At 39.5% G+C, this 11,514-nt stretch carries 10 protein-coding genes; 7 read left to right on the plus strand and 3 right to left on the minus strand.

Annotated elements, in window-relative coordinates:
- Positions 1–45: 45 nt before the first annotated feature.
- Together AC6H0V_RS03270 and AC6H0V_RS03275 are read left to right on the plus strand one after the other, a co-directional pair.
- The gene (locus AC6H0V_RS03270) at positions 46–1,284 is read left to right on the plus strand and encodes a M16 family metallopeptidase (protein ID WP_497562279.1); all 1,239 of its coding nucleotides are present in this window, start codon (positions 46–48) and stop codon (positions 1,282–1,284) included.
- Positions 1,277–2,551 carry a M16 family metallopeptidase gene (locus AC6H0V_RS03275; protein WP_497562280.1) on the plus strand — a complete coding sequence of 425 codons (1,275 nt, stop codon included), beginning with the start codon at positions 1,277–1,279 and terminating at the stop codon, positions 2,549–2,551. The genes AC6H0V_RS03270 and AC6H0V_RS03275 overlap by 8 nt, the downstream gene beginning before the upstream one ends.
- Positions 2,552–2,649: 98 nt before the next feature.
- On the opposite strand, the gene AC6H0V_RS03280 is transcribed toward AC6H0V_RS03275, so the two are convergent.
- Together AC6H0V_RS03280 and AC6H0V_RS03285 are read right to left on the minus strand one after the other, a co-directional pair.
- On the minus strand, positions 2,650–4,161 hold the full coding sequence (locus AC6H0V_RS03280) for an OmpP1/FadL family transporter (RefSeq protein ID WP_497562281.1): 1,512 nt from the start codon (positions 4,159–4,161) through the stop codon (positions 2,650–2,652).
- Between the two features lie 21 nt (positions 4,162–4,182).
- Positions 4,183–5,121, minus strand: a complete 939-nt coding sequence (locus tag AC6H0V_RS03285; RefSeq protein ID WP_497562282.1) for a hypothetical protein — start codon at positions 5,119–5,121, stop codon at positions 4,183–4,185.
- Between the two features lie 162 nt (positions 5,122–5,283).
- Between AC6H0V_RS03285 and proS the strand changes: the two genes are divergently transcribed.
- The 5 genes from proS (at position 5,284) to AC6H0V_RS03310 (ending at position 10,562) form a co-directional block, all read left to right on the plus strand.
- Positions 5,284–6,756 (plus strand): proline--tRNA ligase, encoded by a 1,473-nt coding sequence (proS, locus tag AC6H0V_RS03290; protein ID WP_497562283.1) that lies wholly within the window; start codon positions 5,284–5,286, stop codon positions 6,754–6,756.
- Positions 6,757–6,830: 74 nt separating this feature from the next.
- Positions 6,831–7,517: a hypothetical protein gene (locus AC6H0V_RS03295; RefSeq protein ID WP_497562284.1), complete on the plus strand. Its 687-nt coding sequence runs from the start codon at positions 6,831–6,833 to the stop codon at positions 7,515–7,517.
- Between the two features lie 57 nt (positions 7,518–7,574).
- A complete protein-coding gene (locus AC6H0V_RS03300) occupies positions 7,575–8,714 on the plus strand; it encodes a cystathionine gamma-synthase (protein WP_497562285.1) in 1,140 nt (379 codons plus the stop codon).
- A gap of 27 nt (positions 8,715–8,741) precedes the next feature.
- Complete coding sequence (locus AC6H0V_RS03305) at positions 8,742–9,599, plus strand: TIGR02757 family protein (protein ID WP_497562286.1); 858 nt, start codon at positions 8,742–8,744, stop codon at positions 9,597–9,599.
- A 462-nt stretch (positions 9,600–10,061) separates the two neighbouring features.
- On the plus strand, positions 10,062–10,562 hold the full coding sequence (locus AC6H0V_RS03310) for a YdeI/OmpD-associated family protein (RefSeq protein ID WP_497562287.1): 501 nt from the start codon (positions 10,062–10,064) through the stop codon (positions 10,560–10,562).
- A 41-nt stretch (positions 10,563–10,603) separates the two neighbouring features.
- Here the strand turns inward: AC6H0V_RS03310 and AC6H0V_RS03315 are convergent, their stop codons facing one another.
- Positions 10,604–11,332 (minus strand): polyprenol monophosphomannose synthase, encoded by a 729-nt coding sequence (locus tag AC6H0V_RS03315; protein ID WP_497562288.1) that lies wholly within the window; start codon positions 11,330–11,332, stop codon positions 10,604–10,606.
- Between the last annotated feature and the right edge of the window lie 182 nt (positions 11,333–11,514).

The following is an 11,514-nucleotide window of genomic DNA, read 5'->3' on the forward strand; positions in this document are numbered from 1 at the left end:
TTTCCATCTTACCTTTTTCTATCTTAGCGGCTCTAAAAAATAACAATGGTAAATTTCAATCGTTTTACGCTCGCTAACGGATTAAGGGTTCTGGTTCATGAAGACCCAACCACACCGATGGCGGTTCTAAATATTTTATATGACGTTGGTGCACGGGATGAGGAGCGCGGAAGAACAGGTTTTGCACATTTATTTGAGCATTTGATGTTTGGAGGCTCAATCAATGTTCCAAATTACGATGAGCCTTTGCAGCGTGTGGGCGGAGAGAATAATGCTTTTACCAGCAACGACATTACCAATTATTATATCACTTTACCGGCAGAGAACATAGAAACCGCATTTTGGTTAGAGAGCGACCGCATGTTAAGCTTGGCCTTTTCTGCAAAAAGCTTAGAAACTCAACGCAATGTGGTTATAGAAGAGTTTAAACAACGTTATCTCAGTCAGCCATATGGCGATGTTTGGTTAAAATTACGCCCATTGGCCTATCAAACGCACCCTTATCAATGGGCCACTATAGGGCAGGATCTATCGCAGATTGAAAATGCGAAAATGGAAGATGTAAAAGCATTTTTTAAAAAGCATTACAATCCATTAAACGCCATTTTGGTAATTGGTGGTAACATTAAAACTGATGAGGTTAAAAAATTGGCCGAAAAATGGTTTGAACCCATTCCATCAGGAGAAAAATATACAAGGAATTTGCCCCAAGAGCTTCCGCAAACAGTGGCCAGACAGCTTACAGTAAATGCTAATGTACCGTTAAATGCCATTTACATCGCTTTTAAAATGCCATCTCGCATGGATCCAACCTATCAAGTTTATGATCTGATGTCAGACATTCTTTCCCAGGGCCAATCATCCCGATTATACAATAGCTTGCTAAAAGAGCAGCAATTGTTTAGCGATATCAATGCCTACCTCTCCAGCAGCATAGACGAAGGCCTATTTATTGTTGAAGGTAAATTGGTTGCAGGAATTGAGATGGCAGCGGCCGAAACTGCTATTTGGAAAGAACTGGATAAAATGTCTCGAACATTGGTGAGTGAGATTGAACTTACTAAAGTGAAACATAAGTCAGAATCAATTATGGTATTTGCCGAAATGAGCTTATTGGATAAAGCCATGAATTTAGCGTACTATGAACTCCTTGGAGATGCACAATTGTTGAATACTGAAATAGATAGCTATCTGCAAATTACCGCTGAGCAGATTATGAATGCTGCTGCTACCACTTTTGTAAAAGAAAAATCATCAACTTTATATTATTTAGCCAATGCTTAATCGATCTATCGCCCCCGAGTTTAGACAGGTGAACCAAATCCATTTTATTGCCCCAAAAGCGCAACATTTAACCAATGGCATTAAGGTTTTTACTGTAAATGCAGGAGAACAGGAATTGGTTCGGATAGAATTCATTTTTGAAAACGTAAACTGGAATGCAAACAAGCAATTACAGGCCATCACGGTAAACAACCTTATAAACAATGGAACCAAAAAACTATCTGCGAAAGAAATTGCCGAGCAGATAGATTATTATGGGGCATTTTTGCAAACAGAATATGCTGCAGATCAAATTACCGTTACGCTGTACAGTTTAAACAAACATTTAGCTTCGGTACTACCTATCGTTTGGTCAATTCTAAATGAAAGTACCTTTCCACAACACGAACTTGATCTTTTTATTCAGAACCAAAAACAGAAACTAAGGGTTAACCTTCAAAAAAATGACTTCCTGGCACGTAAAACCTTTGCTAATTCCATTTTTGGAGATACCGCTTACGGGTCTGATATTTCCCTTGAAGATTATGATCAAATCCAGAGGGATGATTTGGTAACCTATTTTAGTGCGGCTTTTACACCAGCTAACTGTACAATTATTGCAGCAGGTAAATTTGGTGCTAACGAGTTTGATCTGCTGAATCAGTTTTTTGGAAAGAATTGGGAAAACAATGAGGCTGCTACCATTAATCATTTTGATTTTGCTCCAGTTGCAGGAAGTGAACTTTATATCGAAAAAGCCGATGCAGTACAATCAGCATTAAGAATGGGTAATTTAAGCATAACCCGAAAACATCCTGATTTTCCTTCATTACAGATTTTGAATTGTGTTTTAGGAGGGTATTTTGGCTCAAGATTAATGAACAACATTAGGGAAGATAAGGGATATACTTATGGAATTGGCTCGGGCGTGGCATCGCTAAAAGATGCTGGTTATTTTTTTATCGCAACAGAGGTTGGAACAACGGTTTGTAACAGCGCAATGCAAGAAATTGAAAAAGAAATTAATTTGCTTAAAACCACTTTGGTAAGCGAGCAAGAGCTGGATCTGGTACGTAATTATATGCTGGGCTCGCTATTGGGGAGTTTAGAAAATGCTTTCTCACATGCAGATAAATTTAAGAACATCTATTTTGCAGGATTAAGCTATGATTATTATACCACTTATATCAACACTGTTAAAAGCATCAGTCCAGAAGAAATTAAAGGGGCGGCTAATGTTTACCTTAATTGGGATGCCATGACAAAGGTGATTGTGGGAAAGAGGTAGAAGAGTCCATAGTCCATAGTCGATAGTCTATAGTCTGTTTATAAAGGAAAGCCCTAAAACAATAATTTTAGGGCTTTCTTCTGCTTTGTGTTCTATGCTTAGAACCTTAATCCAAACGTTAGGAAAAAATTGTCTTTAACATTTTTTATTGATGCAACTGGCTCGGTTAAATTATTTAAAGTGTACGGACTAGTAGTATTGCTTACCTGTAAATGTTGGTAAGCTAGATCGAAATAATAGTTGCTTACCCTATATCCAATACCGCCACTATAGGTTTTAGTGTCGAAAGTATTATTGGTATCCGTTTTATAAGGACTACCATTGTTTCCATAACCTGCTCTAAGGTTAAGTTTATCAATTTTATACTCTGCGCCTATTCTATAATTTACTGCACCTTGATAATTTGATCTAATAGAGGTATTAGTATTGTTAATGGTTGTTGGATCGGCAAAACCTGCGCTTGCTGTTATCCTAGCATTTGAATAATCGATATAATCAATATCTGCCGAGATAATAGCGGTACCCGCGATAATATAGCTTGCCCCAAATGAACCCTTTAACGGCGTACGCAATTTATAGGTAAAATCATAGGTTTGGTTACCATTTGTTCCTCTAAGGGTTCCAGTATTATCTATTCCTTCAGAATAACTATCATCAATAACGAACCATGTTGGAGTTTGTACAGTTGCCCCTAATCTAAGGTTATCAACAGGTCTGAAAATTATTCCTAACTTGCCATTTACACCCGATCCTCTGGTGGTTTGGTTTTGGTTAAATTTCAGGTTATAATTGATGTTATTTCCTGTTAACACTCCAGCACTAGTATATTCTCTGGCTCTCCCCGTTTCGGTATACTGTGCGTCGCTATTGTATTTAACATCAATTAAGCCAACGCTTAACCCTAAATAAATCTTGTTCGAAATATTGGCAGCACCAGAAAAACTAAATTCAGAGACTGAACCAGACCTTATTTCATTTTTATATTGCTGGTTGGGTGTGGTTGCATCTGCAAAAGTTTCTGGGAAATAATTGCCAGCTACATTATCGTAGCTAATCAAATAATTGTCATAGGCCATTCTCTCCAAACTTCCATCCCCCAAATTATTTGGGGTGCTTTTACCCGCCAATTGAGCAAAATAATCAGCAATGGATGTTTTATTGTTAGTGCCAAAATAATTCGATTCCATGCTATAATCGTTATTGCGGGCATAACCAATTCCAAAAACACCACTAATAAGTCCTTTTTTGGTGTCTTGCCCTTTCTGTTTGTATACAGGAGTAAAAAGCACGGCCCCAATCTGGTTGACGTTTAATTGTCCTTTGGTGGTATTTCCACTCTGTCCCAGATAACTTGCCTGAGAATCATTGTAATCAAATTCTGGAGTTACGCTAAATTCTGATTTGGTAAACAGGCCTAATCCTGCAGGGTTACCGGTTAATGAGCTCATGTCTCCACCTACACCAATTTGAGCGCCTCCCAGACCTTTAAATCGGGCAGTACTTCCATAATTGGTTTGAGAAAAACGAAGGGCATCGCTCGCGTATTGAGCGTAAGTATTGCTAGTGGTAGCTACTATAGCTACCACGAACATTAATATAAGTCTTTTCATCTGTGTGTTGAGTTATTTAGATTATCTGCCACCACCTCTTGTTGGTCTGCCGCCACCGCCGCCACTGCTTCCACCACTGCTGCTGCTACCACCGCTATTGCCGCTACCACTACTACCACTTGAACTTTGTGTTGGTGGGGTATAGGTTGGTCTAGAAGGGGCATCGTTATCACTACGGGTTGGTCTTGATTGACTTGGTGCGTCTGATGATCGGGTTGGTCTGCCTGCTGAACTACCAGATGAACCTGATGTGCTAGATACAGCTCCACCATTTGGATTATAACTTTCAGCTCGGGTTCTGGTTACAGTAGTATTGCCTGTACCGGCTCCTGTTGATCTGGTTGGTATACCAGTAGTTGAACCACCTCCTGTAGGAGTGTATCCTGCACCACTATTTCTATCTACTCCGTTATCGCCACCACGTCTAGGTCTTGCAGCGTAGTTACCATTGTAGGTTCCGTTACCGTAAAAGCCACCGCCATAATAGCCGCTGCCATAACCACCGTAATAGCCGGTTCCATAATAGTTGTAGTTAGAATAGATACCCCAGTAAGGATTATAATACAGACCTCCATAATATGAACGATAATTAGGTAGATACCAGCCGTTACCATATAAGCCTATTGAATAGCCATACGGGTTATAATAGTTGCTATAACCATAATAGTTATAATAAGGATCATAATAGTTTCTCCACGGATTGCCATAGTAAAATCTATCTATACGAGAATAATAATCCATTTCGTACGCAGGATTCGTTTTGCCATAATAATCAGCTGAACTTTCTGTGGTTTGTGCATTTTGCACAGGTGTTGATTGTTTGTACTCTACAGCTTGGGCGGTAGTGTTGTACACGTCGTCCTGAACGGCATTGTTTTTTGCCAATTTAGGAGCTGCGCAGGAGGTAACCAACAAGGCGGTTACTGCGAGCAGACTGGTGAATAAATGGTTAGGTTTCATGTGTGTGTGTTTAATTGTTTTTTAATGGTCACATGGAATTCGCAAGCTCATTTCATGTTATATGTGTTTTGTTTTGTGTGCTAAATTAAATTGTAGCTATAAATTTATAGATTTGTAAACGATTTTACAAGAAATTTAACACAAAAAACGTTCCAAATAGTTATGAGCAAAGGTATTACAAGCAAAAACGATGATTATTCTCAATGGTATAACGATATTGTTATAAAAGCCGACCTTGCCGAACATTCTTCGGTTAAAGGATGTATGGTAATTAAGCCATACGGCTACTCTATTTGGGAAAAGATGCAGGCGGTTTTGGATCAGAAATTTAAGGACACAGGACACAGTAATGCTTATTTTCCCTTGTTTATTCCTAAATCATATTTTTCTAAAGAAGCAGCCCATGTAGAGGGATTTGCAACAGAATGTGCGGTTGTTACCCATTACCGTTTAAAAAATGATGGCAATGGAAATATTGTAGTTGATGAAACAGCTAAGCTCGAAGAAGAACTAATCGTGCGCCCTACTTCCGAAACAATTATTTGGAACACTTACCGCGGTTGGATCGAATCGTACCGCGACCTGCCTTTGCTAATTAACCAATGGGCAAATGTAGTACGCTGGGAAATGCGCACCCGTCTTTTTTTACGCACTACAGAATTTTTATGGCAAGAGGGCCATACTGCCCATGCTACCGCTGAAGAGGCCGTAGAAGAAACGGAAAGAATGTTGGATGTGTATGCAGATTTTGCAGAAAATTGGATGGCAGTTCCTGTGGTGAAAGGTAAAAAAACACCTACAGAGCGTTTTGCCGGTGCGTTGGATACCTATTGCATAGAAGCACTGATGCAGGATGGTAAAGCATTGCAAGCTGGAACCTCACATTTTTTGGGGCAAAATTTTGCCAAGGCTTTTGATGTTAAATTTACAAGCAAGGAAGGTAAATTAGAACATGTTTGGGCAACATCATGGGGAGTTTCAACGCGTTTAATGGGAGCTTTGGTAATGGCACATAGTGATGATGCAGGTCTTGTACTGCCTCCTAAATTGGCACCGATCCAAGTAGTAATTATTCCGATTTACAAAGGCGATGAAGACCTTCAAAAGATCTCGACATTTGTTAGCGAGTTGGTTTTAAAATTAAAAGGATTAGGCGTATCCGTAAAATACGATGATCGCGAGAGCCAACGCCCTGGTTTTAAATTCGCTGAATATGAACTAAAAGGAGTGCCGATCCGATTGGCAATCGGTGGCAGGGATATGGAAAACAGTACCGTAGAATTAGCCCGTAGGGATACCAAAGAAAAATTTACGGTTCCCCAAGAGGGACTGGATCTATACATCGCACAATTGCTTCAGGAGATACAGGAAAATATATACAACAAAGCACATCAATTTAGGGCAGAACACATTACAGAGGCCAATTCTTATGAAGAATTTAAAGCACTGCTAGACGGCAAAACAGGCTTTATTTCTGCGCATTGGGATGGCACTGCGGAAACTGAAAAAAGAATCAAAGAAGAAACAAAAGCAACAATAAGATGCATTCCATTAAACAATAAACTCGAAGATGGTGTTTGTATTTTAACTGGCCAACCTTCGGCGCAACGAGTGCTATTTGCAAGGGCATACTAGAGCGTAGGGCGTAGAGCGCCAACTCTACCCGCCAAACGCTTAACGCCAAGCGCATAACGTCAAACGCTAACCATATGGATAACTACAAAGAAATACTCAGCAAACTCGAAAGCAAAGCCTCTCTAAAGCAGGCCATTTATAGAAGCACAGCTGATGTTTTCGGACTAACAAAAGCCATTCTTTCTAAAATTGCAGCCAAGTTATACCAGGATTACACCATGAAAGATCCTTCTGTAGAGGTTAACTATAAAGAGAATAGTCACTTCGAGGCACAACTCAAATTTTCGGGAGATATGCTGATGTTGTCTATGCATACCAATGTGTTTAACTTTGATAAAGGTCACTCTATTTTTCAGACAGACTATCTCAAAGCAGATGAAAGTTTAAGCTATTGCGGTGTAATCTATATCCATAATTTCTTAGCCGATTCGATAAAATATAATCGCTTATCAGATGAAGGTGATCTGGTAGCACGAATATTAGTGAACAAAGAAAAACACTTTATGGTAGAAGCTGATGGTGCATTAGGTTTTTTATACGAAGATTTTAGTGCAAATATCATTACCGAAGAAAAGTTAACCGACATCTTAGAGCGATCAATTTTACATTGTTTGGAAACAGACCTGATTTTACCTCCATTTGCGCAGGTTAAAGAGGTTACCTTACACCAAAAGCAATCAATGATTGCCGCTAGTGGTTATCCCACTGGGAAAAGATTAGGATATTTATTCAACTCAGAAATACAGCAGAATCAAATTTAAACGCATAGCGGAGAACGCAGAGCTTACATTGCGCTAAACGCATACAAACTACAAATCATGAAATTTGCAACTAAAGCTATCCATGCTGGTCAAGAACCAGACCCAACCACTGGTGCGGTGATGACCCCCATTTATCAAACATCTACCTATTGGCAAAAATCGCCGGGTGAACATAAAGGCTACGAATATTCGAGAGGAACAAATCCAACCCGAAAAGCCTTGGAAGATTGTTTAGCCGCCTTAGAAAATTGTAAGTATGGGTTAGCGTTCAGTAGCGGAATGGGGGCGACGGATTGTGTGTTGAGATTATTAAAGCCTGGCGATGAGGTAATTACTGGAAATGATCTATATGGTGGCTCATACCGCATCTTTACAAAGGTTTACGAGAAATATGGCATTAAATTTCATTTTTTGGATCTTTCAAACCCTGAAAATATTACCCCTTACATCAATGAAAATACTAAACTGGTTTGGATAGAAACACCTACTAATCCAACTATGCGAATTATTGATATTGAAGGGATTGCCAAAATTACAAAGTCCCATAAGGTATGGTTAACCGTAGATAATACTTTTGCTTCCCCTTATTTGCAAAACCCGATTGATCTTGGAGCAGATATCGTAATGCATTCGGTAACCAAATACATCGGGGGCCACTCTGATGTGGTAATGGGCGCGCTATTAACCAATAACGAACAATTGTATAAAGATCTGTTCTTTATTTATAATGCGTGTGGAGCAACACCGGGTCCGCAGGATTCTTTTTTGGTATTACGTGGTATCAAGACCTTGCACCTTCGGATGAAAGCCCATTGCGAAAATGGCGAAAAAGTTGCCCATTACTTAAAGAAACACCCTAAAATTGATAAAATTTATTGGCCAGGATTTGAAGATCATCCAAATCATGATATAGCCAAAAAACAAATGCGTGGTTTTGGTGGGATGGTCTCTATAACCCTAAAGGATGCGGATTTAAAAGAAACTTTTAGGATAGCTTCTAGATTTAAGGTTTTTTCTTTGGCCGAATCGTTGGGCGGAGTAGAGTCGTTAATTAATCACCCTACTACCATGACCCACGGATCTATTCCTAAAGCAGAGCGAGAAAAAGTGGGTGTAACCGATAATTTATTGCGTTTAAGTGTGGGTGTAGAGGATATTGATGATCTTTTAGCAGATTTGGAGCAAGCACTTGGATAGCACTCATCGGATGACTTAAGTCATCCGATGAGTTATTTACATATGGAACTCAAAGAATTTCTAGATTTCAAAGTAGATCAATACAATAGGCCCAGCTTTATTGCCAATGATCCAATTTGCATTCCGCATCAGTATACCATAAAACAAGATATTGAAATTGCTGCTTTTTTTGCGGCAATTTTAGCTTGGGGACAGCGTAAAACTATCATCAACAAATGCAACGAACTGTTTTTAAGGATGGATAACCAACCTTATCAATTTATGCTAAACCATAGTAATGATGATCTCAAGCGATTATTAGGATTCAAGCATCGCACATTTAACGATACCGATCTGTTGTACTTCGTGTCCTTTTTTAAGCAACACTATTCCAGATCCAACAGTTTAGAGACGGCTTTCTTGCCTGGAGAATTTAATGCAGCCTATTTGCTGGGAGGTGGAAACATGGAGGTAGAATTGGCTTCATCAACCTGTATGGTGGGTAGTTTTGATGATAGCTTATTTACAACCGAAAAAGCACTTAATCATTTCAGGGCCTATTTTTTTAGCCTGCCTGATTTTCCGCGTAGAACATTTAAACACATATCATCGCCCATCCAAAAGTCTACTTGTAAGCGGTTGAACATGTTTCTAAGATGGATGGTACGCAAAGATAACCGTGGGGTAGATTTTGGACTTTGGAACAGCATTCCAACAGCAGCTTTGGTATGTCCATGTGATGTACACGTTGACCGGGTAGCCAGAAAACTGGGATTGATAACCCGAAAACAAACCGATTGGTTAACAGCGGTTGAACTTACCGAAAAACTAAAAGAATTTGACCCCAGCGACCCTGTAAAATATGACTTTGCACTATTTGGGATGGGGGTGGAGGAGAAGTTCTAAAGATAAGCGTTAGGCGTTGAGCGGTAAGCGTTGACGGAACAATCTTCCCAAAAGAACTACTGCCTTTGTTAATTAAACCCGATATACGTGGAAATTTTTTATTTCAGTCTATTTGTTGAAGATCAATAAAAAATTGCAACATTAGCGGGGCTGCCTTTGCCATATGCCACTAACGTTCGTTTTCAAGTCCACCATTATTTGAAGCGCAAGGACAGAAGCGTCGATGAAAGTGAGTCCCGCCATTCACTACAATCTTTTTGTGCTTCGACTACGCTCAGCATGACAAAAAGGATTTTCGTTACTGTCGGGGCTATAAAACAAAGCCCGTCAATAAACAGCGGTTGAAAACCATCATCGGTGTAATCTAAATCCCGATAGCTATCGGGACGGTGTAATCATCCGCAAAGCGAAAAGAAATAATCGGGGTAATCATTTGTGTAATCATTTTAATAAATTAGTCCCATGATTAACCTCAAAGCCGAAATAGAAAGATTTGATGTCAATGGCGAAAAAACCGGTTGGAGCTATGTTTTTATTCCTCAGGCGATTGCCGAACAAATAAGGCCCGGTGAGCGCAGAAGTATTCGGGTTAAGGGTAAGATTGATCTGGTTGAAATCAGCGGTGTCGGACTAATGCCCATGGGGAACGGCGATTTTATTATGGCGCTTAATAAGCCTTTAAGAAAACAGCTAAGAAAAGAAGCAGGGGCAGAAGTAGAGCTAAATGTAGAATTTGATGCTGATTTTAAAATTGAAATGCCTGATGATCTTGAAATTTGCCTAGCCGATGAAAGTGAGCTGCTCGAACATTTTTTATCGATGCCCAAATCCCACCAGAATTATTTTATCAATTGGTTAAATATGGCCAAAACAGAGCCTACCCGAACAAAACGTTTGGTAATGATTGTAAATGCCATGGTTAATAAGTGGGATTTTGGAAAGATGCTTAGAGATAAGCGGTAAGCGTATTGCGTTTGGCGTTCTGCACGCTTATCGCCACGCGCTCAACGCTTGTACTTCCTGAACCAACTATTAACTTTCATTTGGATTACCCCCAAAAAAGCTTCTCGAAAAATGCGGGTACTCATTTTAGAGGTGCCTTCGGTGCGATCTGTGAAAATTATAGGTACCTCAACTACATTAAATCCGTATTTAATGGCTGTAAATTTCATCTCAATTTGAAAAGCATAGCCCACAAATTTGATCTTATGCATTGGAATGGTTTCTAAAACCTGCCGTCGGTAGCACTTGAATCCTGCCGTGGCATCCTGAATGTTTATTCCGGTGATCAAGCGGACATACATAGATGCAAAATAGGACATTAAGACCCTTCCCATTGGCCAATTAACTACGTTAACGCCATTTACATACCTAGAACCTATGGCTAAGTCAGCGCCACTTATACATGCGCCCAATAATTTTATTAAGTCTTTTGGATTATGGGAAAAATCTGCATCCATTTCAAAAATATACGAATACCCGCGATCTAAAGACCATTTAAACCCGTGGATATAGGCTGTTCCCAACCCAAGTTTACCTCTTCGTTCCTCGATATGTAAGCGTTCAGAAAATTGAAGCTGTAAGGATTTTACAATAGTAGCAGTACCATCCGGACTTCCATCATCTATGATTAGTATGTCGAAGGCATAATCTAAAGAAAAAACTTTACGAATAATTTTCTCGATGTTTTCTTTCTCGTTGTAGGTAGGGATGATGACTAGGCTATCGGACACTGTTGGATTTACGATTTACATTTACGATTCGGTCGATGGTCATGGTCTATAGTGGATAGCCAGGATGCCTAGAGATAATGCCTATGCAATTTAACTATGATCTATGGACTATGGTCTATTGACCACAAATTAATGAATAGTCAAAACTAAGTATTAAAAACCAAAAGCCCGAAATTTCTTTA

The sequence above is a fragment of the Pedobacter sp. NO84 genome (assembly GCF_059703915.1).

Excerpts from the sequence above, each read along its gene's own strand:
- AC6H0V_RS03275 (WP_497562280.1), top strand. The coding sequence starts at position 1,277 with ATGCTTAATCGATCTATCGCCCCCGAGTTTAGACAGGTGAACCAAATC.
- proS (WP_497562283.1), top strand. The coding sequence starts at position 5,284 with ATGAGCAAAGGTATTACAAGCAAAAACGATGATTATTCTCAATGGTAT.
- AC6H0V_RS03280 (WP_497562281.1), bottom strand. The coding sequence starts at position 4,161 with ATGAAAAGACTTATATTAATGTTCGTGGTAGCTATAGTAGCTACCACT.
- AC6H0V_RS03300 (WP_497562285.1), top strand. The coding sequence starts at position 7,575 with ATGAAATTTGCAACTAAAGCTATCCATGCTGGTCAAGAACCAGACCCA.
- AC6H0V_RS03310 (WP_497562287.1), top strand. The coding sequence starts at position 10,062 with ATGATTAACCTCAAAGCCGAAATAGAAAGATTTGATGTCAATGGCGAA.
- AC6H0V_RS03270 (WP_497562279.1), top strand. The coding sequence starts at position 46 with ATGGTAAATTTCAATCGTTTTACGCTCGCTAACGGATTAAGGGTTCTG.
- AC6H0V_RS03285 (WP_497562282.1), bottom strand. The coding sequence starts at position 5,121 with ATGAAACCTAACCATTTATTCACCAGTCTGCTCGCAGTAACCGCCTTG.
- AC6H0V_RS03295 (WP_497562284.1), top strand. The coding sequence starts at position 6,831 with ATGGATAACTACAAAGAAATACTCAGCAAACTCGAAAGCAAAGCCTCT.
- AC6H0V_RS03305 (WP_497562286.1), top strand. The coding sequence starts at position 8,742 with ATGAGTTATTTACATATGGAACTCAAAGAATTTCTAGATTTCAAAGTA.